Raw genomic sequence first — 25,367 nt, 5'->3', positions numbered from 1 at the left:
TCAGGGGCGATAATCGGCCGGGGCGACGACCGAGGAGAGATCGACGGTCGCGACGTTCTCGCGCGTAACCAGCAGGGCCGGCAGCACGACGCGGGCTTCGAGCGGCTGCTTGGCGGCCGCCTTCAGCGCCTGTGCCATCGCGGCCTTGCCCTGGGCGACGACCTGCTGGATCGAGGTGCAGGCGATGTCGCCGTCCTTCAGCATCTGTTGGGCGGTCGGGCTGAAATTCGAGGCCGAGACCTTGATCGGCTTGCTCGCCGACTTGAAGGCCGAGACGACGCCGGCCGCCATGTCGTCGGTCGCGGCATAGATGCCGGCGAGATCGGGGAAGCGCTGCGTCCAGTCCTCGGCGGTGCCGAGCGCGGCGTTGCGGTTGTCGGCGAGGCGCGATTCCGCGACGATCTTGACGTCGGGCGCCGCCTTGGCCAGCGCTTCGCGGAAGCCCTTGGCGCGCAGGTCCGACCAGGCCTGGCCGGCGGGGCCCGCCATCATCGCGACCGTGCCCTTGCCGCCGACCGCCTTGGCGAGACATTCGGCCTGGAGCTTGCCCATGTCGGCATGGTCGGCGCTGACCAGCGAGGCGAGCTTGGGCGTGTTCGGCGGCGAGGAGATGCCAACGACCGGGATGCCGGCCTCGATTGCGCGCTCGACGATCGGTTTCACCGCATCGCCATTGGTGGCGCCGATCACGATGGCGGAGACCTTGCGCTGGATCAGATCCTGCACCTGGGCGATCTGCTGCGAGGCGTTGGCGTCGCCGCCGGCATTGAGCTTCAGCACCTTGGCGCCGCCCGCCTTCGCCTCGCTCTCCATGCCGTAGACGGCCGAAATCCAGAAGGAGGAGGCGAGGTTGGGCACGGCGATGCCGATCGTCTTGTCCTGGGCGAAGGCTGGTTGCGCCAGCGCGGCGGCAGCGATCGAGGCGAGCAGGAGGCTACGGCGGGACAGGAATGTCATGGCGATACGTCCTTGGGCTGGCGGTTGCGGGTGAGAAGCGAGCGGAGAGCGGTGTCCATCAGGCCGGAACCGAGGATGACGAGGCCGACGGTGACCTGCGCCAGGAAGGGCGAGACACCGGTGAGGTTGAGCCCGGTCAGCACCACCTGGACGAAGAAGGCGCCGGCAGCGACAGCGACGGCGTTGGCGACGCCGCCCGACAGGGCAGTCCCGCCGATGATTGCGGCGGCGATCGCCTGCAACTCCATGCCGGCTCCTTCGGTCGGCAGGCCGGCGCCGGCCCGCGCCGTCATCAGCGCCCCGGCGAGCCCCGCGAAGAGGCCGCAGAGCTGGTAGGCGCGGATCTGAAGCGCTCCTGCATCGGCGCCGACCAGGCCGACGGCTTCGGGATTGGCGCCGAGCATCAGGATGCGCTTGCCGAGCGTGGCGTGGCTCAGGAGGAACTGGGCGCCGAGGACGCAGGCAAGGGCGAGCCAGGCGAGTGGCGGCAGGCCGAGCACGGGATCGAAGGCGAGGCTGGTGGCCTGGCCGGCTTCGGTGAGCGGCACGGCCTGGCCGTCATCGCTGACCAAGAGGGCGACACCCTTGAGCGCGACGAGCGAGCCGAGCGTCGCGACGATCGGCTGCAGGGCAAGGCGGCCGACCAACCAGCCGTTCAACGTGCCGCAGGCAAGGCCGACGAGCGGGGCGACCAGCAGGCCCGCCAATCCGAAGCTGTTGGCGGCCATGGCGGCGAGGGTTCCGGCCAGCGCGGCGATCGCGCCGACCGAGATGTCGAAACCGCGGGCGGCGAGGGCGAACATCTGGCCGGTCGCGAGCAGGACAAGGATCCAAGCCTGGCCGGCGATGCTGGCGGCATTGCCGAGCGCAAGGAAGCCTGGTGCGATCGCGGCGAAGATCAGGCTGGCGGCGAGGATGCCGGCAGGTGCGACCAGCAGGCGAGGGGCGATTGCCGGGGTCATCCGCGCCTCCCAGCCGTCAGGACGCGGAGTGCATTGCCGAGGAAGGCCCAGTCGCGCTGGAGCAGCACGGCAGTGACAACGAGCGTACCGAGCAGGATGAGCTGGTAGGCGGTCGGCAGGTTCAGCAGCACCACGATGTTGTTGAGCATGGCGACGATCAGCACGCCGCAGGCGACCTGCAGGACGTTGCCGCGTCCGCCGCCGAGTGGCAGCCCGCCGACGGCACAGGCGGCAATGGTCTCGAAGGGCAGGTTCGGCGCGAGCATCGGCTGGCCCGAGGCGACGCGGCTGGTCAGGATCACGGCGCCGAGCGCGCAGAACAGGCCGGCCACGGCATAGCCGAAGAAGACGAGCCGAGGCACGGAGAGACCGGCGAGCCTGGCGGCCGTCGCATTGGCGCCGACCAGATACCAGCCGCGACCGAGCCGGGTTTTCGCGAGCAGCACATAGAGTGCGGCGAAGGCGAGGGTGGCGCAGAGGATTGGCACGGGGATGCCGAGGACGCGGCCGCGGGCCGGGAAGGAGAAAGCGTCCGAAGGCGGCGCGTCGATCGGCAGGCCGCCGGCGAGCCAGGCGGCGAGGCCGGAGGCGATCATCAGCATGCCGAGCGTCGCGATAACCGGCGGCACAGCGAAACGGGCGACGAGCAGGCCGTTGACCATGCCGACCCCCAGGATCAGCAGACCGCCGAGCAGGAAGGCGCCGACGACACCGGCCGTTGGCAGGGCCATGACGATGACGACGCTCGCCAGCGCCGCCGAGGCGCCGAAGGAGAACTCGATGCCGGCGAGGATGACGACGATGGCCTGGCCGCAGGCGACGATGCCGAGGATGGCGGCGATGCGCAGCACGTTCTCGACATTGCCGAGCGTGCCGAAGCGCGGCACCGCCAGGGCGGCCAGCCCGAACAGCAGCGCCGTCACGATCAGGATGGCGGGCGGGCGCAGGAAGGCGGGCATGCTGGAGGGGCCTCGATCGCCGAGTGGAAAGCTGCTCATGCCGCGGCCTTTCCGGCGAGCGCGGCCATGATCGTCTCGGTCGAGGCATCGCCGGGCAGTTCGTCGGCGATCATCCCGTCGCGGACCACGAGATAGCGGTCGCAGAGCGCGGTGAGCTCATCGAGATCGCTCGATGCGATCAGGACGGCGACGCCCGAGCGCGCCATCTCGATCACGGCGCGGTGGATCATGGCGCGGGCGGCGACGTCGACGCCGCGCGTCGGCTCGAGCAGGACCAGCGCCCGCAGGTTCGGCAAGGCGAGGCAGCGCGCGATCAGGAGCTTCTGCTGGTTGCCGCCGCTGAAGCTTGCGGCTTCGGCGCCCGGCCGGGCCGGATGCAGGTGCAGGCGGCGCAGCAGCGGCTCGATCGCGTCGCGCTCGCGCGCCTTGCCGAGAAGGCCGCGGGTGGAGAAGCGCGAGAGGGCACTGGCGGAAGCGTTGCCGATGGCGCTGACCGGGGGAAACAGACCCTCGGCGTGGCGGTCGGCCGGCACATAGGCGACGCCGAGGCCGACGGCCTCGCGTCGATCGCCGAGCGCGAAGCGCTGCTCGCCGACGGCGATTTCCCCTTGGCCGGGAGTGGCACCAGCCATGGTCGCTGCGATCGCAAGCGCTCCGGAGCCGACCAGGCCGGCAAGGCCGACGATCTCGCCGGCGCGCACCGAGAGATCGAGGCTGTGGCCGGTCGCCATGCGGACATTGGCTGCAGTCAAGACCGGTTCGCCTCGGGCGGTGCCGGAGCGGTGCTCGTGCTCAACCTGCATGCCCAGCATCGCCTTGACCAGCGTGGCGCGGTCATGCCGGCCGATCGGGGCGGCATCGATCACAGTGGCGCCGTCGCGCAGCACCGTGACCTCGTCGGCAAGGCGTTCGATCTCGTCGAACTTGTGCGAGATGAAGAGCACGGCGGCGCCTTGGGTGCAGAGGTCGCGGACTACGGCGAAGAGCCGGTCGGCCTCGGCGCCGTTCAGCGCCGCGGTCGGCTCGTCGAGAACGAGGATGCGGCAATTGCGGCCGACGCCGCGGGCGATCTCGAGCAATTGGCGCTCCCCCAGCGAGAGCGAGGAGACCGGGCGATCGAGATCGAGGTCGAGCCCGACCCGGGCGAGCCAGGCCCGCGCTTCGTCGCGCGGCACCAGCACGTTGCGGCTGAGGCCGGCCCGGCCGGCGGCAAGCTGGAAGGCGGAGAGATTGTCGAGGACGGAGAGCTCGGGAAAGAGGCTGAGATGCTGGTAGATCGGCACGATGCCGGCGGCGATCGCTTCGGCCACCGAGCGGAAGGCGACGGGCTTCCCAGAGAGAGCGACGCTGCCGCTGTCGGGCTTCACAGCGCCGACGATGATCTTGACCAGGGTCGATTTGCCGGCACCGTTCTCACCGAGCAAAGCGTGGACACGGCCGGTGTGCAAGGTCAGGGCGGCGCTGCGTAGTGCGCAGGTCGCGCCATAGCGCTTGGCGATGTCGCGCATGGCGAGCGCGATCGCTGGCTCGATCGTCATCGGCAGTTCCCCATTCACCTGAAGCGGGCCTTGCGGCAGCACCGGTGTTGACGGGACGATGCGTCCGTCGCCCGATCGTCACAAACGAATTGTTCGGTGCTCATGCATGATCTATCCTCATGCATGAGAGGGGTGATGCATGCGAAAGAGGCGTCTGCCGCCATTGAATGCGCTGCGCGGCTTCGACGCGGCGGCGCGCCACCTGTCCTTCACCAAAGCGGCCGAGGAGCTGAACCTGACGCAGGGTGCGGTCAGCCGTCAGGTCAAGGAGCTTGAGCTCCATCTCGGGCAGGAGCTTTTCCACCGCTTCACCCGCAGGATCGAGCTCACCTCGGAAGGGGAGCAGTTCTTCCGAAGCGTCGAGAGCATGCTCGACGAGCTCGAGCGCGCCGCCGGCCGTTTCACCCGGCGCCACGACCGGGCAACGCTGACGGTGTCGGTATTGCCGACGATCGCCTCGGTCTGGGTGATGCCGCGACTTCATGTCTTCACCGGCCAGCACCCGGAGATCGAACTGCGGGTCGTCTCCTCGATCGAGCCGGCTGACCTGCTCGCGCATGAGGCGGATGTCGCGATCCGTGTCGGCCGGCTGCCCGGCCGGCACTATGAGCGCAACCAGCCGCGCATCGAGCTGTCGATGTTGACGCGCTGGGATGGGGTCCATGCCGACGAACTCTTCCCGGATCGGCTTGTGCCGGTCTGTTCACCCGGCCTGATCGGTGAGACGGACATCACTCCGGCCGACCTGGCGCGCTGGCCGCTGATCCATACCTCGACACGCCGCCATGCCTGGCCCGACTGGCTCAAGGCCCATGGCGTCCGTGCGGCGATCGAGATCGAGCAGACGCTGCAGTTCGGGCACTTCTTCATGTCGCTGGATGCAGCGCGGCAGGGCCGCGGCATTGCGCTCGTGCCGGACATCATCCTGGCGCACGAGGAGGGTATGCGAGGCTTGGCGGTTCCGCTGACCAGCGAGCTCGACAGCGCGGGCGAATACTACCTGCTGATTCACGAAAGCCGTTTCGATGATCCGCGCGTGCAGCGCTTCAGGAATTGGGCTTTGAAGGAAGCCTTCGAGGCTCGCGGCAGCTCGCCGAAGCCTGTCCGGGCATGAGGGAGCAAAACGATACCGGCGGCCATCTTGGAAACCGGACAAAGCCCAAAAAGCAAAAAGCGCCGCAAGATCCGACGCTTGCATGCTTCTCAAGCCCTGAGAATGTCTGAAGCGGGCGAAGGGGTTCGAACCCTCGCAGAGCCCAGAGACTGCGACCGCGAGGTAACCGCTCCTGCATCGCTGCCAAGGAGTGCGGCGTGCGGCCAGCGGTGAAGCTGTCAGCCGCCGAAACGCCCCGCCGACACGAACCTGGAGACGGGATCGCGAGAACTCGGAGTTTCTCGCTCCCGCAATGCCGGTGGCAGTGACGCCTTGTCTCCTATCCTTCCGATCGCGATCGTCGCCTCGACTCGATAACCTTCGGGAACCGCCAGTCTTTGAATGCAGAGATCGCGATCGGTTATCGCCATGCAGTGCGTGTTCCAGCCACGCATAGCCGCCTGCAGCGCAAAGCTCGCCCAGGCCGCGCCGGCATCGAAAGAGTGGTTGTAGGCGGGCGTTTCTTCCGTCGAGCCGGGGCGGAGCATCTTGGTCTTCGACAGGACGGTGATGAGAGCAGCCGCTTCGCCGGCCCAGCTCTGGTTGAATTCGCTGAGTGGCGCGAGGAAGTTCGCCCAGTCCGCGCTGCCGCGGCGGGCATAGACGAAGCGCCAGGGCTGCGAGTTGTAGGAGGAGGGAGCCCAGCGCGCCGCCTCGAAACATCGCATCAATTCGGCTTCGCTGATGTCGTCCGGCGCGAAGGAGCGTGGCGACCAGCGCTCCAGAAAGACCGGATCGATCGGATGGTCCGCGACGCGGCCATTGCTCGCGATAGGCAAAGCGGGCGCGATGGCGGGAGAGCGGAACTGTGCGGCGGCGATCGTCATTGGGCGGCTTCCTGCATAATGCCGATGTCCATGGCGACCTGAGGCCCCTGGATGTGGCGCTCGACCGAGCGGGCGACTGCGGCCTTGGCATCGGTTTCGATGTCGCCGCGGCCCCAGAACGCCGAATGGAGCGAATCGAACTCCAGTTCATCGAAGCGAGCGCCCAGGCGTCTGACCTCGGCGGCGGGGAGCGGTACGTAGTTCGGGTAGGACCACATGAACGAGACGTGCCGGCGGTCCCAGGTTACGAGGACGGTGTCGCCCGCCAGCAACGTCTTGCGGTCGGGCAGATGCAGCACGCTGTTGCCCGGGAAATGCCCGCCGAAGCGATGTAGGTTGGCGCCTGGCAGGAGCTCGTGCGTATCGCCTTGCCAGAAGGTGAGGCGCGGATCGGGATCGACGACCCATTGCCGATCCGCCTCGTGGACGAAGACCGGGCAATCGAAGGCCGCGCCCCATTGCGCCATGGCGCTGTAGAAGTGCGGATGCGACATGGCGATCGCCTTCAGGCCGCCGAATGAATTGATGATCGCGATCGTCGCGGCATCGAGGTAGCTGACGCAGTCCCACAACACGTTTCCGGCCGGCGTGATCACCAGGAAGGCACGCTGGCCGATGGAAAACTGCGGCATGGTCCAGAGGCCGAACAGGCCGGGCGAGACCTCCCGAAAGGCATTGAAGCGGCCGACGGCAAGTTCAGCCGGCGTGACCCATTCCTGGCCGGCCTTGGGGACGAACTGGCGCTCGTCCTCGCAGATCAGGCAATGGCTCGGCGGAGCGGCACTGTCCGGGTAGCGGATCCCGCAGGCCTTGCAGAAATAGTGCGGCATGGTCGGCTCTCGTGAATGACAGGCATTGCCCGTGAGCCCAAACCGTCATCTATTTTGATTTCGTAGGGAATGCCTGCCTCGGAAGCATCACTCATTACTCTGGGTATCCAAAGTGGATCGTTTTACCGCACTCAAGGTTTTCCGCCAGGTCGTCGAGCTCGGCAGCTTCGCCGCGGCGGCGCGCCAGCTCGGCCTGTCGCCGGCGGCGATCAGCAAGAATATCGGCGAGCTCGAGGCTCATCTCGGGGCCCGCCTGTTCAACCGAACCACACGGCGCCTCAGCCGCACCGAGGCGGGCTCGCACTACTACGATTCCGTGGTGCGTATCCTCGACGAACTCTCCGAAGCCGACGCCGCGCTGGGACCGCTGCAACATCGGCCGAGCGGCTTGCTGCGAGTCGCCGCGCCGGCGACGCTGACCTTGATCCGGCTGTCGGCGGCGATGCCGCGCTTTCTCGAGCAATATCCCGAGCTCTCCGTCGATCTGCATATGGACAGCCGTCGGGTCAATCTGGTGGAGGAAGGCTTCGACATCGCGATCCGTGCGAGCGACAACCTCCTCGACTCCAGCCTGATCGCCCGCAAGTTGATGACCATGCAGCAGGTCGTCTGCGGTGCGCCGGCCTATTTCGCGCGCCATGGCCGGCCGGAACGGCCGGCGGATCTGCAAAAGCACAATTGCCTCAAATTCTCGCTATCCGGCCATGTCGACGAATGGGAGTTTCGTAAGGGGGCAGACCATGCGCGCGTGCCGGTGTCGGGCCGCTATCGAGCAACCTCCAGCCTCGCAGTGCGCGACGCGGTTCGGGCCGGCTTCGGCCTGACCCTTTTGCCGAGCATTTATATCCGCGACGACCTCGAACGGGGCTTTCTGCAGACCACGCTCGACGATTGGACCGCAGTGCAGTCCACGGTCTACGCGGTTTATCCCTCGCGCCGCCACGTGCCCGGAAAGGTGCGCGCCTTTCTCGATTTCGTGGTGGCGGAGCTCGCCGACTAGATCGGCAGGGCTTGGTTATTCACTACCTTCAGTAGTTAGTTCTGCTTCCGGCAGCGGTATTGTTGCTGCTGACCTCATCAATGACATTCCCGTGAAATGCTCCGGGAGTGCGCGATGCCGAGTATCAGAATTGAAGCCGGGGCCGGGCTGCAAGCGCAGCGCCCGGCGGTCATGCTGGCGGTGAGCCAGGCCTGTCTCGCGCCGCTCGGCGTTCATGCCGGCCAGAACGACGTCGTGATGACCTGTCACGGGCCCGGCGACCGTCTCGTCGGCGAAGGCCGCTCGGAGAGTTTCTGCCGCATCGAGATCTACATGCTCGCCGGCCGCGACCCGGCCCAGAAGGCCGGGCTGCGTTCCGCCATCGCCCTGAGCCTGGCGCCATTCGGCATCGCCGACGACGACCTCAAACTCATCGTGACCGACGTCCCGCCGGCCAATCTCGGCCGCTGACGGGCCGGCGTGCGTGACAATCAAACCAACAATTTCGGGGAAGCGCATGCATGACAGGACCCAGGTCGCGACCGAGCGACATCCCAGCGTTTTGACGCCGTCGACCTTGATCCTGATCCTGCTGCTGAGCCTGTTCGGCGCGCTGATCGGGTTGCAACTGATCGTCACGCTCGGCGTCACCCCGAACACGTCGCTGATTGGCGTGCTGGTCGCGATGGCGCTGGCGCGGATCCCGATCGGGCTCTTTCTACGCTATCGCTCGGTGCACGTGCAGAACCTGGCGCAGAGCGCGACGGCGGCCGCGACCTTCGGCGCCGCCAATTGCCTGCTGGTGCCGATCGGCGTGCCCTTCGTGCTGGGCCGGCCCGACCTCGTTCCCGCCATGCTGGCGGGGGCGTTCCTTGCCATGCTGCTTGATGCTTACCTGCTCTACCGGCTGTTCAATTCACGCCTGTTTCCCGCCTCCGGAGCCTGGCCGCTCGGCGTCGCCATCGCCGAGACGATCAAGGCGGGCGATCAGGGTGGCCGTAAGCTCGTCCTGATGGGTGTCGGACTGGCCATCGGGATCGCGGGGGCGCTGTTCAAGGTGCCGATGTCGGCCTTCGGCTTCGCCTTTCTCGGCAATATCTGGGCGCTGTCGATGTTCGGCATCGGCCTGCTGCTGCGTGGCTATGCCGGTGTGATCTTCGACTTGCCGGGCCTGTCGGCGATCGTGCCGAAGGGCGATCTGATGGCGGCCTATGTCCCGCATGGCGTGCTGATCGGGGCGAGCCTCGTCGTCATCGTCGAGATCAGCCGGCTGATGCTGCGGCGTGAGCCGGCCAGGACGGCAGACGCCACGGAAGTCTCCCCGGCGGCGCTGAAGCGCTCGCTCGGCTTCGGCACGGCCTGCTATCTCGTCATCGCGCTGATCATCGCGCTCGCCGGCGGCCTGATCAGCGAGATGTCGCTCGGCATGCTGCTGCTTTTCCTCGTCTACGCCGCGTTCGCGGCTTATGTGCACGAGCTGATCGTCGGACTTGCCGCGATGCATTCCGGCTATTTCCCGGCCTTCGCAGTGGCGCTGGTCACGCTGATCGTCGGCATCCTGATCGGCTTTCCGGTGCCGGCGCTGGCGCTGCTCGCCGGCTTCTCGGTCGCCACCGGCCCGGCCTTTGCCGATATGGGCTTCAACCTGAAGGCGGGCTACATCCTGCGCGGCGAAGGCCAGGATCCGGCCTTCGAGCTGGAAGGCCGACGCCAGCAGCTTTTTGCCGGCATGCTCGGCTTCCTTGTCGCAGGCGCCTGCGTCGCGCTGCTCTATCCGAGCTTCTTTGCCCAGAATCTCGTCCCACCGGTCGACAAGGTCTATGCCGCGACGATCCAGGCCGGGGCCTCGACGAGCGTCGCCTGGTCGCTGCTGATCTGGGCGATCCCTGGAGCGATCCTGCAGCTGCTCGGTGGACCCAAGCGCCAACTCGGCGTGCTGCTCGCCACGGGCCTCCTCATCAACTCGCCGCTCGCCGGCTGGGCCGTGGCGGTCGCGATCGCATTGCGCCTGATCTGGGGGCGGCTGCGCGGACCGGGCAGCGAAGCCGACATGCAGGTCTTCGCTGCGGGCGCCATCGCCGGCGACGTCCTGTTCAACTTCTGCGACGCGCTGCTCAAAGCCTTCCGGCGCTGAGTGGCCCGCACGATCGGAGATATCTGCTATGACTCAGCAGCCCGCTTTGCCCTGGCACGGCGTCATCCCTCCCGAGGAGGAGCGGCGTTACGGCGCCGCCGGCTTCGGCCAGCGCGGCGGCTGTGGTCGCAAGCCAGCGCTGCTGGTGATCGACGTGCAATACCGCACCACCGGCAGCACGCCCGCTCCTTATGAACAGGCGGTGCGGGAGTATCCGACCGCCTGTGGCGACGCCGCCTGGAACGCAGTCGGGCAGATTCGTCCTCTGCTGGGTGCCTTCCGCCGGCTCGGCCTGCCTGTGCTTTATCCCTATGTCGCGCCCAAGGATGCGCGGACCGATGCCGGCCGCCTCGCCGCGAAGGTGCCGGCGATGTTCGGGGTCGATGCGCGCGGCTACGATTTCGTCGCCGAGGTGGCGCCGCAGGCCGGCGACCTGCTGCTGCCGAAGAAGCATCCCAGCGCCTTCTTCGGCACACCGCTGCTCAGCCACCTGATCGACCTCGGTGTCGATACGCTGTTCGTCACCGGCTGCAGCACCAGCGGCTGCGTCCGCGCTTCAGTGGTCGACGCCTTCTCCTATAATTTCCGGGTCGTCGTGCCGCAGGATTGCGTCTTCGATCGCAGTCCAACCTCGCATGCGGTCAACCTCTTCGACATGAACGCCAAATATGCGGACGTCGTCCCGGTCGCGGAGGCGCTCGCCATGCTCGCTGCCTTGCCGCAAGGCGATGCCGCTGCGGCCGGAGCTGCTTCGTGATCAGGCTCACCGTGAACGGGGCGGCCCATGCCGCCGATGTCGATGGCGATACGCCGCTGCTCTGGCTGCTGCGCGATGTCCTCGGGCTGACCGGCACAAAGTTCGGCTGTGGTGCGGGGCTTTGCGGCGCATGCACCGTTCATATCGACGGTAATCCGGTGCGCGCCTGCATCACGGCAGCCGAGGAGGCCGAAGGCCGGCAGGTCACTACGATCGAGGGCGTGTTCTCGACGCCTCAGGGCAAGGCGCTGCGCCAGGCCTGGCTCGACCTCGACGTGGTGCAATGCGGCTATTGCCAGCCCGGCCAGATCATGTCGGCGACCGCGCTGCTCGCGGCAACGCCGCGACCAAGCGATGCCGAAATCGATGCGGCGATGACCGGCAATATCTGTCGCTGCGGCACCTATCAGCGCATTCGCGCCGCGATCCACCGTGCCGCCGGATGATGTGCCCCGCATGACCATGATCGTTCCCGAGGCGGCCCTTGGCCGCCGCGACCTGCTGAAACTGGCCGGCGGCCTCGTCGTCGCCGTCGCCATGCCGATGCATGCCGGCGCACGGCCTGTTGCAGGTGCAGTCGGTTTCGCGCCGAACGCCTTCATCCGCATCGACCGGCGGGGGCTCGTGACGTTGGTGATGCCGATGGCCGAGATGGGCCAGGGCATCCACACCGCTCTCTCCATGCTGCTAGCCGAGGAACTCGAGATCGGTCTCGAGACAGTGCGCCTCGAGCAGGCTCCGGCGGACGATGCGCTCTATGGCAATGCGGTGCTCGGCGGTGTGCAATCGACCGGAAACTCCGCGTCCATCCGTGCCTTCTGGCAACCCTTGCGGCAGGCGGGCGCGACGGCGCGCGGCCTTCTGATCGCGGCGGCCGCAGGGCGTTGGCAGGTCGAGCCGGCGACGCTGCGCGCGGAGAACGGCGCGGTCGTCGAGCAGGGCGGTGGCCGGCGAGTTCACTATGGCGACCTCGTCGAAGCGGCAGCAGAGCTCCCGCTTTCGGTGGCTGCCGCCAGCGCGCCCAAGCAACGTTCCAGCTATCGCCTGATCGGCAAGCCGCTGCGCCGCATCGAAGGCGCGGCGAAGGTCGATGGCAGCGCCGTCTTCGGCCTCGATGTCCGCCTTCCGGGATTGCGTGTCGCGGCGATTGCGATCTCGCCGGTTCTCGGCGGCAAGCCGAGCGGGCTCGACCGGGCCGCCGCGCTTGCGGTCAAGGACGTGAGCCAGGTCGTGGTGACAGATGAGGCTGTCGCCGTTGTCGCCGCGCATACGGGCGCCGCCTACAAGGGCCTGGAGGCCGCTGTGGTCCGCTGGGACGACGGCGTGAATGGCGATGTCGACAGCGCGATGCTCGTCAGGGAGCTCGAGCAGGCCTCGCGCCAGCCAGGCGCGGTTGCGCGCAGTGAGGGCGATGCGGGAGTTGCGCTCGCCAGCGCGGCACGCCGGCTCGACGCTGTCTACGAGGTACCATTCCTCGCCCATACGGCGATGGAGCCGATGAACTGCACCGTCGAAGTCCGCAAGGAGCGCTGCGACATCTGGGTCGGCACGCAGGTTCCGACGATCGCGCAGGCGGTGGCAGCCGCGATCACCGGCCTGCCCAAGAGCGCGGTCCATATCCACAACCAGCTCCTCGGCGGCAGCTTCGGCCGGCGCCTCGAGGTCGACGGCATCGCCCTGGCCGTGAAGATCGCCCGACAGGTCGAAGGGCCGGTCAAGGTGATATGGAGCCGGTCCGAGGATGTCCGGCACGATATGTACCGGCCCTATTACTACGACCGCATCTCCGCCGGGCTTGATGCCGGCGGCCGGCCGACCGCCTGGACGCATCGCATCGCCGGCTCCTCGATCCTGTCGCGCTATTTCCCGCCGGCGGTGAAGAACGGTGTCGACCCTGACGCGGTCGAAGGCGCGGCCGACATGATGTACGGCGTGCCCAATCTCCTCGTCGACTATGTCCGGGTCGAGCCGCGCGGCGTGCCCACCTCGTGGTGGCGGGGCGTCGGCGCGACGCATAACGTCTTCGTGGTCGAGAGCTTCATCGACGAACTGGCAGCCGCTGCGGGCGCCGATTCTCTCGCCTATCGCAGGCAGCTCATTCCCGACCCGCACACGCGGGCACGCGCCGTGCTCGACCTTGCTGCCGCCAAGGCCGGTTGGGGGGCAGCCCTGCCAGCGCACCGAGGCCGCGGCATTGCCGTGCAGTTCGCCTTCGGCAGCTATGTCGCCATGGTGGCGGAGGTCGAGGTCGCCGCTGAGGGAGCAGTCAAGGTCAGGCGGCTCATCTGCGCCGTCGATTGCGGGATCGCGATCAACCCCGACACCATCGCGGCGCAGATCGAGGGCGGCGCTGTCTACGGCCTGACGGCAGCCCTGCACGGTGCGATCACCTTCCGCAATGGCCGCGTCGAGCAGGGGAATTTCGACGACTATCCGGCCCTGCGGATCGACGAGGTTCCGCGCGTCGAGACGCACCTGATCGACAGCGCAGCGGCGCCGGGCGGGATAGGCGAGGTCGCGACCGCGATCGTCGCACCTGCCGTGACCAATGCCATCTTCGCGGCGACGGGCAAACGCATCCGCAAGCTGCCGATCGACGCAGCGCTGTTGAGGGCCGGGCGATGACCGTGGACGAGGAACTTTCGCTCGACGCTTTCGCCGACTTGGCTAAAGCCATGGGCCTCTCGATCGTGCCCGATGAGCTAGCGACGACGCGTGAGGGCTATCTCGGTCTATGCCGGATACTCGCCCTGCTGCCTCGCGATCTCGACGCCTTCGAGGAGCCGGCCATCGTCTTTTCACCGGGCGAGGACGCCCGGCGATGAGCGCTCTCCACGAGCTGTCCATTGCCGAGGCGGCGGCGATGTTGCGGCGTCGCGAACTGACTGCTCGTGATCTGACGCAGGCCTATTTCGCGCGCATCGGCAAAACCAACGCAACGCTGAACGCCTATATCACCGTCACCGCTGAGGCTGCCCTGGCGCAGGCCGAGGCGGCCGATCGCGCCGCCGCAACGGGCCGTTTCCTCGGGCCGTTGCATGGCATTCCGATCGCGCTCAAGGACGTTATCGCGACCGCCGGCATCCGCACCACCTGCCATTCGCGCCTGCTGCTCGACAATGTGCCGGGCGAGGATGCGGCCAGCTATCGGCGGCTGCGCGAGGCCGGCGCCATCCTGCTCGGCAAGCTCGCGACACATGAATTCGCCTTTGGCGGGCCCTCGCACGACTTGCCGTTCCCGCCGGCGCGAAACCCGCTCGCGCTCGACCATGTCACAGGCGGCTCGTCGAGCGGTTCGGGCGCGGCGCTCGCGGCGGGGCTCTGCGCCGGTTCGCTCGGGACCGATACCAGTGGCTCGATCCGCATGCCGGCGGGCCATTGCGGCGTCGTGGGACTGAAGCCGAGCTATGGGCGGGTCAGCCGGCGTGGCGTCTACCCACTCAGCTTCTCGCTCGACCATGTCGGGCCGATGGCGCGCAGCGTCGCCGATTGCGCTGCGCTGCTGCAGGCGATCGCCGGCCACGATCCCGACGACCCGGGTTCAACCGACCGTTCCGTACCGGATTTCTCCGCTGCCCTTGGTCGCCCGATCGCCGGCCTGCGCATCGGCATCGACCGAAGCTGGTACCAGTCGGAAGCCTGCGGCGAGATGGTTGCGGCGGTCGAGGCCGCGCTTGCTGCTCTCCAGGAGCAGGGGGCCAGGATCGTCGAGCTCGCTCTACCCGATCTCGCGGTGATGAATGCCTGCGGCAGGATCATCCTGTTGAGCGAGGGCTATGCCGTTCACGCTGAAATGCTGGCGCGGCGCCCACAGGACTACGGCGCCTTCACCCGCGACCGGATGCGGCTCGGTGGCTTTATCTCGGCGGCGGACTATGTCCGGGCGCAGCGGCTGCGGCGCAGGCTCATCGCCGAGATGGCGGAGATGATGGGCACCTGCGATGTGCTGGTGACGGCCAATCAGTATGGGCCGGCAGAGCGTTTCGACGAGGCGACGGAGACCTTCCCGTTCTTCGGGCGGCCCTTCCTCACCATGCCGTTCAGCCTCACCGGCCAGCCTGCCCTGACGCTGCCTTGCGGCCACGCCGGCAACGGCTTGCCGCTGGGTATCCAGATCGTCGGGGCGCCCTTCGACGAGGCGACGGTCCTGCAGGTCGGCGCTGCGCTCGAACGAGGACTCGCGGCATCGGCAACGGAGGATCACGCTCAGGTAGAAACTCCGCTTATCTGACCAGCCAAGATTTCCCGAAGCGGCTCTCCTGCCGCGCGGGTCATGCAGACGTCATCCGCGGCGGATAGCTGGGCCCGACTTCAAGAGGCCAAGCATGACTCGTAAAAACGTTCTTCTGATCGTCGTCGACCAGTGGCGCGCCGATTTCGTCCCGCATCTGTTGCGCGCTCGCGGCCAGGAACCTTTCCTGAAGACGCCGAACCTCGACAGGCTCTGCGCGGAAGGGGTCACCTTCGCCAACCACGTCACCGCCTGCGTGCCCTGCGGCCCGGCCCGCGCCAGCCTGCTGACCGGCCTCTACCTGATGAACCATCGCGCGGTTCAGAACACCGTCCCGCTCGACCAGCGGCATTTCAACCTCGGCAAGGCGCTACGCGCCATCGGCTATGATCCGGCGCTGATCGGCTACACCACGACGACGCCCGATCCGCGCTCGACGGCGAAGCAGGATCCGCGCTTCCTCGTGCTCGGCGACCTGATGGACGGGTTTCGGTCGGTCGGTGCCTTCGAGCCGAACATGGACGGCTATTTCGGCTGGGTCGCCCAGAACGGCTTCGAGCTGCCGCCCAACCGCGAGGACATCTGGCTGCCCGAGGGCGAGGATGCCGTGCCTGGGGCCACGGAGCGGCCGGCGCGCATCCCCAAGGAACTGTCCGACTCGTCCTTCTTCACCGAGCGCGCGCTGACCTATCTCAAGGGCCGCGCCGGCAAGCCCTTCTTCCTGCATCTCGGCTATTACCGGCCGCATCCGCCCTTCGTCGCGCCGGCGCCCTATCACGAGATGTATCGGCCGCAGGACATGCCGGCGCCGATCCGGGCTGAATCGCCAGAGGTCGAGGGCACCCAGCATCCGCTGGTCAAATACTATGTCGACGCGATCAAGCGCGGCTCGTTCTTCCACGGTGCGGAAGGCTCTGGCGCGACGCTTGACGAGGCGGAGATCCGCCAGATGCGCGCGACCTATTGCGGGCTGATCAGCGAGATCGACGACTGCCTCGGCCAGGTCTTCGCCTATCTCGACGAGACCGGGCAGTGGGACGATACGCTGGTCGTCTTCACCAGCGACCATGGCGAGCAGCTCGGCGACCATCATTTGCTCGGCAAGATCGGCTTCCACGACGAGAGCTTCCGCATTCCGCTCGTCGTCAAGGATCCGCAAGGTGCCGCAGGCCGGCGCGGCGCGATCGAGGAGGCCTTCACCGAGAGCGTCGACGTGATGCCGACGATCCTCGACTGGCTCGGCGGCGAGGCGCCGCGCGCCTGCGACGGGCACTCGGTGATGCCGTTCACGCAAGGCGTCCGCCCGGCGGATTGGCGGACCGAGCTGCACTACGAATACGACTTCCGCGACGTGCATTATTCCGAGCCGGAAAAGGTGCTCGGGCTCGGCATGGATGAATCCAGCCTCTGCGTCGTGCAGGATGAGAATTACAAATACGTCCATTTCGCTGCCCTGCCGCCGCTGTTCTTCGACCTGCGCAGCGATCCCAATCAGTTCGTCAATCTGGCGGAAGACCCTGCCTATGCGCCGCTGGTGCGTGACTACGCCCAGAAGGCGCTGTCCTGGCGGCTGACCCATGCCGACCGGACGCTGACCCATTTCCGCTCCAGCCCGCGCGGGCTCGAGGAGCGCAATCCCAACGCAACCGAAACAGGAGACCAGTCATGGTCGGCTCCCTCACGCGTCGCAGCGCAATAGCGCTCGGCGGCTCTGCCCTCATCCTGCCCTCGCGCTTCGCCATCGCGCAGGCCGACAACCGGCCCTCGATCACCATCGCGGTTCAGAAGATCGCCAACTCCAACCTGCTCGACGTGCTGCGCGAACAGTCCAATGTCGGCGAGCGCATCTTCTTCTCTTCGATCTGGGAAGGCCTGATCGGCAAGAACTGGACCGGCAATCTCGAGCCGGTGCCTGGCCTCGCGACCGAATGGAAGCGCATCGACGACAAAACCGTCGAACTCAAGCTGCGCCGGGGCGTGAAGTTCCACAACGGCGATGAGCTGACCGCCGAGGACGTCGCCTTTTCCTTCGGCAAGGAGCGCATGTTCGGCGACACCAAGCCGAGCGCCGGTAAGACGATCTCGGCTGATTTCACGGTCGGCGGTGGTCGTGCCTCAAAGGAACTGCCTGCGGAAGTTCCGGCCGTGGCGCGCCGCGCCTGGCCGGCCCTGCTCGGCGTCGAAGTCGTCGATAAATACACCGTGCGCTTCGTCAACGGCACGTCTGACGTCACGCTGGAAGGCCGCATCTCGCGTTTCGGTAGCGAGATCATGAACCGTCGCGCCTTCGAGGAGGCCAAGACCTACAGCGACTGGGCTTCGAAGCCCGTCACGACCGGTCCCTATCGCGTCGCGGAATACCGCCCCGACGTGTCGCTGCTGCTCGAGGCCCATGACGAGTATTGGGGTGGCCGTCCGCCTCTGAAGTCGATCCGCTTCGTCGAGGTGCCGGAGACGGCCTCGCGCATCAACGGGTTGTTGTCGGGCCAGTATCAGTTCGCCTGCGACATCCCGCCGGACCAGATCGCCCAGATCGAAAAGAGCCCCGCCTTCGAGGTCCAGGGCGGCACGATCCTGAACCACCGCCTGACGGTGTTCGACAAGAACCACCCACAGCTCGCCAATCCGCTGGTGCGCCGCGCGATGACGCATTCGATCGATCGGCAGGCGATTGTCGACTCGCTCTGGGCCGGCCGGACCTCGATACCGAAGGGGCTGCAGTGGCCTTATTACGGTGACATGTTCATCGCCGACTGGTCAGTACCGGCCTTCGACCTCAAGGTCGCCAAGGATCTGGTCAAGCAGTCGGGCTACAAGGGCGACCCGATCCCCTACCGGCTACTCAACAACTACTACACCAACCAGACCGCCACCGCGCAGATCCTGGTCGAGATGTGGAAGGAAGCCGGGCTCAACGTCGAGATCCAGGTCAAGGAAAACTGGCAGCAGATCCTTGAGCGGACCCCGACGCGAGCGGTGCGTGACTGGTCGAACTCGGCGCCCTTCAACGATCCGGTTTCCTCCCTGGTCAGCCAGCACGGCCCCAACGGCCAGCAGCAGCAGGTCGGCGAATGGACCAATGCGGAGCTGAATACGCTCGCCGTCGAACTGGAAAGCTCGACGGACCGTGCCCGCCGCAAGGCCGCCTTCCGCCGTATGCTGGAAATCGCCGAGCGCGAGGACCCGGCCTACACGGTGCTGCACCAGAACGCGACCTTCACGGCCAAGCCGAAAGCGCTCGCCTGGAAGGCCTCGCCCGCCTTCGCCATGGACTTCCGCGCCGAGAACTGGGGCGGACGCAGCTGAAGCCGGCATCATCGACGGCGCGACCTCACGGGTCGCGCCGTTTTCTTTTTGGATGTTCGAGGAGGTCGTCATGATCGGTCCGACCAGCCGTGAGACAAGCCCGCTCGTCGCCATCCGCGACCTCACGGTCTCGTTCGACGGCGTCAAGGTGCTGCACGGCATCGACCTCAGCGTTCATCGCGGCGAGGCCGTCGGCCTCGTCGGCGAGTCCGGCTGCGGTAAGTCCGTGACCTGGCTCGCGGCCCTCGGCCTCCTGCCGAAGAAGGCGACGATCACCGGCAGCGTCATGCTCGATCGGCACGAGCTGATCGGCGCGGCGCCGGCCACCCTCGACAGCGTGCGTGGCGGGCGCATCGCCATGATCTTCCAGGATCCGGCCAGCGCGCTGAACCCGGTGATCAAGCTCGGCAGGCAGGTCGGCGAGGCGCTGGCGCTGCATGGTGGGCTCTCCGGCAAGGCGATCCGCGCCGAGGCGAAGCGCCTGTTCGATCTCGTCGGCATCCCTGACGCAGCGCGCCGGCTCGACGCCTTCCCGCACGAATTGTCCGGTGGCCAGAACCAGCGCGTGATGATCGCCATGGCGTTGGCCGGCAAGCCCGACATCCTGGTCGCCGACGAGCCGACGACGGCGCTCGATGCGACGATCCAGGCGCAGATCCTCGAATTGCTGACCAGGATCAGGCGGGAGACCAACATGGCCCTGGTCCTGATCAGCCACGATCTCGGCGTGATCTCCGAGACCTGCGACCGCGTCTGCGTGATGTATGCCGGCCGCATCATCGAGACGGCGGCTTCCGAGGCGCTCTTCGAGCAGCCACTGCACCCCTATACGCAGGGTCTGCTTGCGGCCCTGCCGCCGCTCGAAGGTGTGCGCCGGCGGCTCGTCCCCGTCGAGGGCAATGTGCCTGAGCCCTGGAACCTGCCGCCGGGCTGCTCCTTCGCGCCTCGCTGTCCGCGCCGGATCGACGTCTGCGACATGCGCGTACCGTCGCTGGACCCGAAAGCAGCGGACCGGCGGGCCGCCTGCACCATGACGCCGCCTCTGGTGCAGCCGCGGCGTCAGCCGGAGCCCGTCTACGCATGAGCAGCGCTCCCTTGCTTCAGGCGCGCGGCGTTGCCCGTCGTTATGCCATGCGACAGGGCCTGTTCGGCCGCTCGGTCGATGTCCGTGCCGTCGACGGTGTTTCGCTGACGGTGGAGCGTGGTCGGACGCTCGGCCTTGTCGGCGAATCCGGCTCGGGCAAGTCGACGACCGGTCGGCTCGCGCTCGGGCTGGAGCCGCCCGACGACGGCGATGTCCTGTTCAAGGGCGCGCCGATCCCACCAGCCGGCACGCTGGCCTGGCGCCGGATGCGCGCCCGCATGCAGATGATCTACCAGGATCCGCTGGGCGCGCTCGACCGGCGCCTGTCCATCCTGGAGCAGGTACGCGAGCCCTATGACGTGCATGGCATCGGCGAGGCCGGGGAGCGCGACGCCATGGCGCTCGCCTTGCTCCAGGCAGTCGGCCTGCGCGCCGATCAGGGTCGCCGTTATCCGCATGAGCTGTCGGGCGGACAGCGCCAGCGCGCGGTGATCGCCCGGGCGCTCGCGACCAAGCCGGACCTGCTGGTCTGCGACGAGCCGGTCTCGGCGCTCGACGTCTCGATCCAGGCGCAAGTCGTCAACCTGCTGGTCGACCTGCAGCAGGAGCTCGGCCTCGGCCTGCTGTTCATCAGCCACGACCTGAAAGTGATCCGCCAGGTCAGCCATCGCGTCGCGGTGATGTATCTCGGGCGCATCGTCGAGGAAGGCGATGCCGATCTCCTGCTCGCCAGCCCGGCGCACCCCTATACCGAAGCGCTGGTCTCGGCCTCGCCGGTGCCCGGCCGCCGCGCCCGCCCGCGCATCGTGCTGCAGGGGGATCCGCCCAACCCGGCGGCTCGGCCCTCAGGCTGTGCCTTCCATCCGCGCTGCCATGCGGCTCGCGAGCGCTGCAAGGTCGAGAGCCCCCGCCTGCTGCCGCTGCCGGACGGGCGCCTGACCGCCTGCCATGTCGCCCATGACCAGGCCAATTTCCTGAAAGCCGCAAGCTGATGCTGCGCTTCTTCTTCATCCGGCTGTGCCGTGCGGCGCTGACGGTCGCGCTCGTCGTCACCTTCGCCTTCATCGTGCTCAGGATGTCGGGTGATCCAGCGCTGATCATCATGAGCGTCGATGCGCCGCCTGAAGCCATCGCCGCCTTCCGCAAGGCCTGGGGCCTCGATGATCCGATCTGGCTGCAATATCTGCGCTATTTCTCCGCGATCGGTCAGGGCGAGCTTGGCCAGTCAATGCGCGATGGGCGCCCGGCGATGCAGCTGGTGCTCGAGCGCATCCCCGCCACGCTGGCGCTGACGCTGCCGGCACTGGCGCTCAAGCTCGGCATCGGCATCCCCGCCGGCATCTACGCCGCGCTTCACCGCGACAGCCTGATGGACCGGATCGTGATGGTGACGGCGGTCGCGGGCTTCACCGTCCCCAGCTTCGTGCTCGGCCTCGTCCTGGTGCTGGTCTTCTCGGTCCAGCTCGGCTGGCTGCCCTCGGGCGGGCAGGAGAGCTGGCGCCATGCCATCCTGCCGGTGCTGACGCTCGGCATCGGCGGTGCCGCCGTATTGGCGCGCTTCACGCGCAGCGCCATGCTTGAAGTGCTCGGCCAGTCCTATATCCGCACCGCCAGCGCCAAGGGCGTGCCCTGGCCCCGCGTCGTGCGCGGCCATGCCCTGCCGAACGCCGCCGTGCCGACGGTCACCGTCGTCGGCTTCATGGTCGGTAGCCTGATCGCCGGCGCGGTCGTGGTCGAGAGCGTGTTCTCCTGGCCCGGCGTCGGGCGGCTGCTCGTCGTCGCCGTGGCCAATCGCGATCTCGCCGTCGTGCAATGCATCCTGCTGCTGGTCGCGATGACCATGGTCAGCGCCAATCTCATCGTCGATCTGCTCTACGGCGTACTCGATCCACGGCTGCGCAGCAGCGCCAAGGCCGGAGGGCACTGAAGATGGCCGATGTCACCGTGACCGCCTTGCCCGCGACCGACACGGCCAAGCCGAAACCGAAGCAGCGGATTCCGTTTCTCGTCTGGTGCGGGCTGGTCTGGATCGCCTTCATCATCATCGTCGCACTCTTCGCCGACTGGCTCACGCCCTACCGGTTCACCGCCTACGACCTGCGCAACAGGCTGGCGCTACCGTTCCACCCGCTGCATTGGCTCGGCACCGACGAACTCGGTCGCGACGTGCTCTCGCGCCTGATCATCTCGGTACGGATCTCGCTGCTGGTGGCCTTCGGCGCGACCATCATCTCGGCCGTGCTGGGAACCTTGATGGGCTTTCTCGCCGCGCATTTCCGCGGGCTCGTCGAACAGTTCGTGCTGATGCTGGCGGATTTCCAGGCGGCAATGCCCTTCCTCATCCTGGCGCTGTCGGTGCTCGCCTTCTTCGGCAACGCACTGCCGCTCTTCATCGGCCTGATGGGGCTCTATGGCTGGGAGCGCTATGCCCGCATCGCACGCGGCCTTGCCATATCCGCCGGGGCGCAGGGCTATGCCGGGGCGGTGCGCCAGATCGGCGCCGCGCCGGCGCGCGTCTATCTCAAGCACATCTTGCCCAACATCGCCTCGACGCTGATCGTCTCGATGACGCTGACCTTCCCGGAAGTGATCCTGCTCGAAAGCGGTCTGTCCTTCCTTGGCCTCGGCGTGCAGCCGCCGATGACGAGCCTCGGCAACATGGTCGGCTATGGCCGCGAATATCTGACCCGGGCGCCGTGGATCATGCTGGCGCCGGCCTGCACGATCGTGCTGACGACGCTTGCCGTCAGCCTCGTCGGCGACTGGCTGCGCGACAGGCTCGACCCCACCCTGCGCTGAGCGGGCAAGCGACATGAACGCCGTTTCCGCCGCCGACGGCGTCGTCATCATCCTTGTAACCGCAGTGTAACCACGGGCTTACGGAGCCGTTCGGACTTCACCCCGAAGCGCCCAGGCCAGAACAGCAAAAAGCGCCGGGAAACCCGACGCTTACGTGCCTCTCAAGTTCTGAGAAATGTCTGGAGCGGGCGAAGGGATTCGAACCCTCGACCCCAACCTTGGCAAACGATTTACCCTTGAGTTCCAATATCTTGAGCGCATTCAACGTTGGCGCCTCTGACGGCACTACTGCGCCTGGGTTCAAATTGAACGAGCATGCCAAACTTGTAGGGCTCGCCAATCTCGAAGGCCCGCGAACCGCTTAAACTGCAACCGCCGTGTAACCCTGCCGATCTGACCTGATTTTCCATCTAATTGTGGCGAGGCGGCCCGCATGTTTCCGTTCTTAGAGAGGTCAATACTCTTGAAGGAAACGCTTCGTGTAACTCCAAGAAAGCGAGAAGCTGATTACCCTGAAGCAGGCATCCGAGGCGCTCGGACTGCCCCTCTTCAAATTTTACCGGGCAGCCAAGGCGGGACAAATTCCGACCTACACGCTCTTCAACTCTCGAAAGTACGTCAAACTTCGTGAGATTAGCGAAATTATCGAGAAGAGCAGGACTTCGGCAGACATCTCAGCGAACTCGTGAGCTTCTCCGGATCTGTGGTATCGCGAAAACCCGATTGAAGCGGCCCCCTGACAGCGATTCGCCTGCTGTCATTCGGTGTCGACATGCCGTCCCATCTGACCCGTCGCCAGCTCTATAACCTGATCTGGTCGCACGAGATGCCGCAGTTTGCCGCGCACCTTGGCATTTCAGAATGGGAGATTCGGCAGATCTGCGAGAGTCATCGCGTGCCCTTGCCGAAGGCCGCGTTCTGGCGCGATAAGGCAGCCGGTCGGCCGGCGAAGCAGGCGATCTTCACATCGACGATGGCCGAGCAGCGCCGCAAACGTGAGGATGAACGAGACGCCCTGATTGCGGAGATTGTCTAACTTCAGGCCAAAGCTCGTGACCTTAGCGCTTGGATAGAGTGGGCTCGCAAGCGCCTTGCTTCCATTGAGTGTGCCGTGAACCCGGCGAGGTTCGGCGACTGGCTGCGAGAGAAGAAGCTGTTTCCGGAGATCGACCCGTTCGCGCCGCTGCCTGACGATCCGGATTCTGAAGGGGCTTCATAGTCGCCGTAGGAACGGGTGATCATGCGGGGCATTTCTCCGCATGTTTGAGATGGGCGGCAGCGGTGTTCGATATTGTCGTAGCCGGCGGCTGTCTGCGTACAACTATGGAGCACGACGACGGGCGGCGCATCCGCTGGCAGCCGTTGCGGCACATAGCAGTAGCCTTGAAGCGCGCCCGGATTGGCGCCGAAGTCACCAAGCGGTGATAGTCGGGACGGCTGAGCCGCCGCGCCAGCCAACGGAAACTTGCCCTTGGCTGCTTTCAGGCGGGCGATCGTATCGGAGAGGCTGCGCATCGCGGCTGTCCTTTGCGGGGCGTGCCGAGATAGCGCTGACGAGAGCCCAACTGCCTCGCGTCGATAATGTTGCAATGCACAATAAAATGAGTTGCCTGAATACAACCATCTCGCCCGGAGCGACCAGGGCAATCAGGACTTCAATCAAATGGAGTCCATCCACGATCGGAGCCATAGCGCATGATGTCTCCTCGTGAAGACAGGCCCAGTTTTTTGCAGGCGCGGAAGCGATAGGTTTCGACCGACCTAATGCTCAGGCCGGTCTGACGTGCGATACTCTTGTTCGAATTGCTCGAGACGACGAGCCGGAGAACCTGCATTTCGCGTTCGCTCAGATCGTCACCAGCGCCGCTTGGTCGGCGCAACAAGGTTCTCATGGGCAGTGAGGCTTCCAGGCTCCCGTCCAAGTATAGCCCGCCGCATCGAACAGCCGCCAGCGCTTGCAGCAGACGGTCGCTCGAAGCGCCATTCAGCAGATAGCCAGCGATGCCCAAGCTGAATGCCGCCTTGATCGATCTCGAATCGCGATCGTCGCACACGAGCAAGATCAGAATGAGCGGTGATATGCCCAAGATGCGCCCTAGGAACGCGAGGTTGGCCGGTGTCAACGTACCGATGCAGATGATCGCTACTTCGGGGCTCTGCGAACGAGTGAATTCGACCGCGTCGAACATCGTCAATGGCACGCCGATGATGGTCGCGCCGGGCACTGCGCCGACAAGTGCGTTAAGGCCAGCAAGCATGATTGGCTGATCGCCGAAAAGTGCAATCCGCTGCGGAGATGGCGCCGGCATTATCGCGAGCCCTTCCATGGGCAGCATTTCCGGGGATTCAGACGGGATCAGTAACAGCGTGATGGAAAGAGGAGCTTCTGCATCGGCCTGAATGAGCGCGCGCCCTTGAAGAAATTTGCGTGTCTATTTCTTTTCTATGCCCAGGCAATTGAACATCTCGGTTATCGGGTTGTCTTGACGACGTGGCCGAGCGGATCGATCTGCGTTGTGTTGTCTCGGTGAACCATTAATCTGCGCTTCATCGATGACCCGTTCCCGGTCGTCGAGTCCCCTCACGCGATACTGGGGCTCGCCGTCAACCAGAGAGGGCAAGCGGCGCGTGATCTTATAGAGCCCGACGGCATTCTGGTCGTGAAAGCCGAAAGCCAGGCTGACCTGGTCGCCGACATCATAGTGATGCGCCATTTCAGCTCCTGCTTGCTGTCAGCCTGAGGAGCTGAGCCTAACAGTAGCACATCGCATTGAGATTAAATCAAAAATCGGAGCTTCTGTGGTCCTGGTCTCACAGGCATACCGTAGAGGAATATGGTACCCCGGAAACG

The 25,367-nt window shown here is 66.3% G+C and carries 25 protein-coding genes and 1 pseudogene; 17 read left to right on the top strand and 9 right to left on the bottom strand.

All coding sequences use genetic code 11. The annotated features are described in order from the left end of the window. Genes ACWIGM_RS07440 through ACWIGM_RS07425 form a run of 4 tightly spaced genes read right to left on the bottom strand, consistent with a single transcriptional unit; the run spans window position 1 to window position 4,416 of the window. Window positions 1–957: a TMAO reductase system protein TorT gene (locus tag ACWIGM_RS07440; RefSeq protein WP_454025248.1), complete on the bottom strand. Its 957-nt coding sequence runs from the start codon at window positions 955–957 to the stop codon at window positions 1–3. Then, entirely contained in the window at window positions 954–1,919 is a 966-nt protein-coding gene (locus ACWIGM_RS07435; protein WP_454025247.1) for an ABC transporter permease, read from the bottom strand. Before ACWIGM_RS07435 ends, ACWIGM_RS07440 begins: the two co-directional genes overlap by 4 nt. Beyond that, window positions 1,916–2,917 (bottom strand): ABC transporter permease, encoded by a 1,002-nt coding sequence (locus ACWIGM_RS07430; protein WP_454025246.1) that lies wholly within the window; start codon window positions 2,915–2,917, stop codon window positions 1,916–1,918. The genes ACWIGM_RS07435 and ACWIGM_RS07430 overlap by 4 nt, the downstream gene beginning before the upstream one ends. Further along, window positions 2,914–4,416 (bottom strand): sugar ABC transporter ATP-binding protein, encoded by a 1,503-nt coding sequence (locus ACWIGM_RS07425; RefSeq protein ID WP_454025245.1) that lies wholly within the window; start codon window positions 4,414–4,416, stop codon window positions 2,914–2,916. Before ACWIGM_RS07425 ends, ACWIGM_RS07430 begins: the two co-directional genes overlap by 4 nt. Window positions 4,417–4,555: 139 nt before the next feature. Between ACWIGM_RS07425 and ACWIGM_RS07420 the strand changes: the two genes are divergently transcribed. Further along, a complete protein-coding gene (locus tag ACWIGM_RS07420; protein ID WP_454025244.1) occupies window positions 4,556–5,530 on the top strand; it encodes a LysR substrate-binding domain-containing protein in 975 nt (324 codons plus the stop codon). A 218-nt stretch (window positions 5,531–5,748) separates the two neighbouring features. On the opposite strand, the gene ACWIGM_RS07415 is transcribed toward ACWIGM_RS07420, so the two are convergent. Continuing rightward, a complete protein-coding gene (locus ACWIGM_RS07415; RefSeq protein WP_454025243.1) occupies window positions 5,749–6,396 on the bottom strand; it encodes a nitroreductase family protein in 648 nt (215 codons plus the stop codon). Further along, window positions 6,393–7,226: an MBL fold metallo-hydrolase gene (locus ACWIGM_RS07410; RefSeq protein ID WP_454025242.1), complete on the bottom strand. Its 834-nt coding sequence runs from the start codon at window positions 7,224–7,226 to the stop codon at window positions 6,393–6,395. The genes ACWIGM_RS07415 and ACWIGM_RS07410 overlap by 4 nt, the downstream gene beginning before the upstream one ends. A gap of 112 nt (window positions 7,227–7,338) precedes the next feature. Here ACWIGM_RS07410 and ACWIGM_RS07405 point away from each other — a divergent pair. The 16 genes and pseudogenes from ACWIGM_RS07405 to ACWIGM_RS07330 form a co-directional block, all read left to right on the top strand. Beyond that, window positions 7,339–7,464, top strand: a pseudogene (locus ACWIGM_RS07405) (helix-turn-helix domain-containing protein); the annotation flags it as partial. Between the two features lie 81 nt (window positions 7,465–7,545). Continuing rightward, complete coding sequence (locus tag ACWIGM_RS07400) at window positions 7,546–8,226, top strand: substrate binding domain-containing protein (protein ID WP_454025468.1); 681 nt, start codon at window positions 7,546–7,548, stop codon at window positions 8,224–8,226. Between the two features lie 114 nt (window positions 8,227–8,340). Next, complete coding sequence (locus ACWIGM_RS07395) at window positions 8,341–8,676, top strand: tautomerase family protein (protein WP_454025241.1); 336 nt, start codon at window positions 8,341–8,343, stop codon at window positions 8,674–8,676. A 46-nt stretch (window positions 8,677–8,722) separates the two neighbouring features. Further along, window positions 8,723–10,339: an OPT/YSL family transporter gene (locus tag ACWIGM_RS07390; protein ID WP_454025240.1), complete on the top strand. Its 1,617-nt coding sequence runs from the start codon at window positions 8,723–8,725 to the stop codon at window positions 10,337–10,339. 28 nt (window positions 10,340–10,367) lie between these two features. After that, entirely contained in the window at window positions 10,368–11,096 is a 729-nt protein-coding gene (locus ACWIGM_RS07385) for an isochorismatase family protein (protein ID WP_454025239.1), read from the top strand. Further along, window positions 11,096–11,542, top strand: a complete 447-nt coding sequence (locus tag ACWIGM_RS07380) for a (2Fe-2S)-binding protein (protein ID WP_454025467.1) — start codon at window positions 11,096–11,098, stop codon at window positions 11,540–11,542. Before ACWIGM_RS07385 ends, ACWIGM_RS07380 begins: the two co-directional genes overlap by 1 nt. 10 nt (window positions 11,543–11,552) lie before the next feature. Further along, window positions 11,553–13,721, top strand: coding sequence for a xanthine dehydrogenase family protein molybdopterin-binding subunit (locus ACWIGM_RS07375; RefSeq protein ID WP_454025238.1), 2,169 nt, complete (start codon window positions 11,553–11,555; stop codon window positions 13,719–13,721). After that, on the top strand, window positions 13,718–13,921 hold the full coding sequence (locus ACWIGM_RS07370) for a hypothetical protein (protein ID WP_454025237.1): 204 nt from the start codon (window positions 13,718–13,720) through the stop codon (window positions 13,919–13,921). Before ACWIGM_RS07375 ends, ACWIGM_RS07370 begins: the two co-directional genes overlap by 4 nt. Then, entirely contained in the window at window positions 13,918–15,327 is a 1,410-nt protein-coding gene (locus ACWIGM_RS07365) for an amidase (RefSeq protein ID WP_454025236.1), read from the top strand. The genes ACWIGM_RS07370 and ACWIGM_RS07365 overlap by 4 nt, the downstream gene beginning before the upstream one ends. A 94-nt stretch (window positions 15,328–15,421) precedes the next feature. Further along, complete coding sequence (pehA, locus tag ACWIGM_RS07360) at window positions 15,422–17,026, top strand: phosphoric/sulfuric ester hydrolase PehA (protein ID WP_454025235.1); 1,605 nt, start codon at window positions 15,422–15,424, stop codon at window positions 17,024–17,026. Further along, window positions 16,993–18,633: an ABC transporter substrate-binding protein gene (locus ACWIGM_RS07355; protein WP_454025234.1), complete on the top strand. Its 1,641-nt coding sequence runs from the start codon at window positions 16,993–16,995 to the stop codon at window positions 18,631–18,633. Before pehA ends, ACWIGM_RS07355 begins: the two co-directional genes overlap by 34 nt. 70 nt (window positions 18,634–18,703) lie before the next feature. After that, window positions 18,704–19,717, top strand: coding sequence for an ABC transporter ATP-binding protein (locus tag ACWIGM_RS07350; protein ID WP_454025233.1), 1,014 nt, complete (start codon window positions 18,704–18,706; stop codon window positions 19,715–19,717). Next, window positions 19,714–20,709 carry an ABC transporter ATP-binding protein gene (locus tag ACWIGM_RS07345; protein ID WP_454025232.1) on the top strand — a complete coding sequence of 332 codons (996 nt, stop codon included), beginning with the start codon at window positions 19,714–19,716 and terminating at the stop codon, window positions 20,707–20,709. Before ACWIGM_RS07350 ends, ACWIGM_RS07345 begins: the two co-directional genes overlap by 4 nt. After that, window positions 20,709–21,644: an ABC transporter permease gene (locus ACWIGM_RS07340; RefSeq protein ID WP_454025231.1), complete on the top strand. Its 936-nt coding sequence runs from the start codon at window positions 20,709–20,711 to the stop codon at window positions 21,642–21,644. Before ACWIGM_RS07345 ends, ACWIGM_RS07340 begins: the two co-directional genes overlap by 1 nt. Window positions 21,645–21,646: 2 nt before the next feature. Continuing rightward, window positions 21,647–22,516 (top strand): ABC transporter permease, encoded by an 870-nt coding sequence (locus tag ACWIGM_RS07335; RefSeq protein ID WP_454025230.1) that lies wholly within the window; start codon window positions 21,647–21,649, stop codon window positions 22,514–22,516. Between the two features lie 772 nt (window positions 22,517–23,288). Next, the gene (locus ACWIGM_RS07330; RefSeq protein ID WP_454025229.1) at window positions 23,289–23,552 is read left to right on the top strand and encodes a hypothetical protein; all 264 of its coding nucleotides are present in this window, start codon (window positions 23,289–23,291) and stop codon (window positions 23,550–23,552) included. Window positions 23,553–23,554: 2 nt separating this feature from the next. Here ACWIGM_RS07330 and ACWIGM_RS07325 read toward each other — a convergent pair whose 3' ends face one another. The 3 genes from ACWIGM_RS07325 to ACWIGM_RS07315 form a co-directional block, all read right to left on the bottom strand. Continuing rightward, a complete protein-coding gene (locus ACWIGM_RS07325) occupies window positions 23,555–24,031 on the bottom strand; it encodes an alpha/beta hydrolase family protein (protein WP_454025228.1) in 477 nt (158 codons plus the stop codon). 140 nt (window positions 24,032–24,171) lie between these two features. Further along, complete coding sequence (locus ACWIGM_RS07320; protein ID WP_454025227.1) at window positions 24,172–24,843, bottom strand: LuxR C-terminal-related transcriptional regulator; 672 nt, start codon at window positions 24,841–24,843, stop codon at window positions 24,172–24,174. Window positions 24,844–24,948: 105 nt separating this feature from the next. Beyond that, entirely contained in the window at window positions 24,949–25,230 is a 282-nt protein-coding gene (locus ACWIGM_RS07315; protein WP_454025226.1) for a hypothetical protein, read from the bottom strand. Between the last annotated feature and the right edge of the window lie 137 nt (window positions 25,231–25,367).

The sequence above is a fragment of the Allobosea sp. NPDC055332 genome, from assembly GCF_053645455.1.
This window is presented reverse-complemented; position numbering and strand designations above follow the sequence as displayed.

Excerpts from the sequence above, each read along its gene's own strand:
- ACWIGM_RS07440 (WP_454025248.1), bottom strand. The coding sequence starts at position 957 with ATGACATTCCTGTCCCGCCGTAGCCTCCTGCTCGCCTCGATCGCTGCC.
- ACWIGM_RS07315 (WP_454025226.1), bottom strand. The coding sequence starts at position 25,230 with ATGGCGCATCACTATGATGTCGGCGACCAGGTCAGCCTGGCTTTCGGC.
- ACWIGM_RS07345 (WP_454025232.1), top strand. The coding sequence starts at position 19,714 with ATGAGCAGCGCTCCCTTGCTTCAGGCGCGCGGCGTTGCCCGTCGTTAT.
- pehA (WP_454025235.1), top strand. The coding sequence starts at position 15,422 with ATGACTCGTAAAAACGTTCTTCTGATCGTCGTCGACCAGTGGCGCGCC.
- ACWIGM_RS07425 (WP_454025245.1), bottom strand. The coding sequence starts at position 4,416 with ATGACGATCGAGCCAGCGATCGCGCTCGCCATGCGCGACATCGCCAAG.
- ACWIGM_RS07340 (WP_454025231.1), top strand. The coding sequence starts at position 20,709 with ATGCTGCGCTTCTTCTTCATCCGGCTGTGCCGTGCGGCGCTGACGGTC.
- ACWIGM_RS07350 (WP_454025233.1), top strand. The coding sequence starts at position 18,704 with ATGATCGGTCCGACCAGCCGTGAGACAAGCCCGCTCGTCGCCATCCGC.
- ACWIGM_RS07375 (WP_454025238.1), top strand. The coding sequence starts at position 11,553 with ATGACCATGATCGTTCCCGAGGCGGCCCTTGGCCGCCGCGACCTGCTG.
- ACWIGM_RS07330 (WP_454025229.1), top strand. The coding sequence starts at position 23,289 with ATGCCGTCCCATCTGACCCGTCGCCAGCTCTATAACCTGATCTGGTCG.
- ACWIGM_RS07395 (WP_454025241.1), top strand. The coding sequence starts at position 8,341 with ATGCCGAGTATCAGAATTGAAGCCGGGGCCGGGCTGCAAGCGCAGCGC.
- ACWIGM_RS07410 (WP_454025242.1), bottom strand. The coding sequence starts at position 7,226 with ATGCCGCACTATTTCTGCAAGGCCTGCGGGATCCGCTACCCGGACAGT.
- ACWIGM_RS07320 (WP_454025227.1), bottom strand. The coding sequence starts at position 24,843 with ATGGAAGGGCTCGCGATAATGCCGGCGCCATCTCCGCAGCGGATTGCA.
- ACWIGM_RS07420 (WP_454025244.1), top strand. The coding sequence starts at position 4,556 with ATGCGAAAGAGGCGTCTGCCGCCATTGAATGCGCTGCGCGGCTTCGAC.
- ACWIGM_RS07385 (WP_454025239.1), top strand. The coding sequence starts at position 10,368 with ATGACTCAGCAGCCCGCTTTGCCCTGGCACGGCGTCATCCCTCCCGAG.
- ACWIGM_RS07415 (WP_454025243.1), bottom strand. The coding sequence starts at position 6,396 with ATGACGATCGCCGCCGCACAGTTCCGCTCTCCCGCCATCGCGCCCGCT.
- ACWIGM_RS07435 (WP_454025247.1), bottom strand. The coding sequence starts at position 1,919 with ATGACCCCGGCAATCGCCCCTCGCCTGCTGGTCGCACCTGCCGGCATC.
- ACWIGM_RS07355 (WP_454025234.1), top strand. The coding sequence starts at position 16,993 with ATGGTCGGCTCCCTCACGCGTCGCAGCGCAATAGCGCTCGGCGGCTCT.
- ACWIGM_RS07430 (WP_454025246.1), bottom strand. The coding sequence starts at position 2,917 with ATGAGCAGCTTTCCACTCGGCGATCGAGGCCCCTCCAGCATGCCCGCC.
- ACWIGM_RS07370 (WP_454025237.1), top strand. The coding sequence starts at position 13,718 with ATGACCGTGGACGAGGAACTTTCGCTCGACGCTTTCGCCGACTTGGCT.
- ACWIGM_RS07335 (WP_454025230.1), top strand. The coding sequence starts at position 21,647 with ATGGCCGATGTCACCGTGACCGCCTTGCCCGCGACCGACACGGCCAAG.
- ACWIGM_RS07365 (WP_454025236.1), top strand. The coding sequence starts at position 13,918 with ATGAGCGCTCTCCACGAGCTGTCCATTGCCGAGGCGGCGGCGATGTTG.
- ACWIGM_RS07390 (WP_454025240.1), top strand. The coding sequence starts at position 8,723 with ATGCATGACAGGACCCAGGTCGCGACCGAGCGACATCCCAGCGTTTTG.
- ACWIGM_RS07325 (WP_454025228.1), bottom strand. The coding sequence starts at position 24,031 with ATGCGCAGCCTCTCCGATACGATCGCCCGCCTGAAAGCAGCCAAGGGC.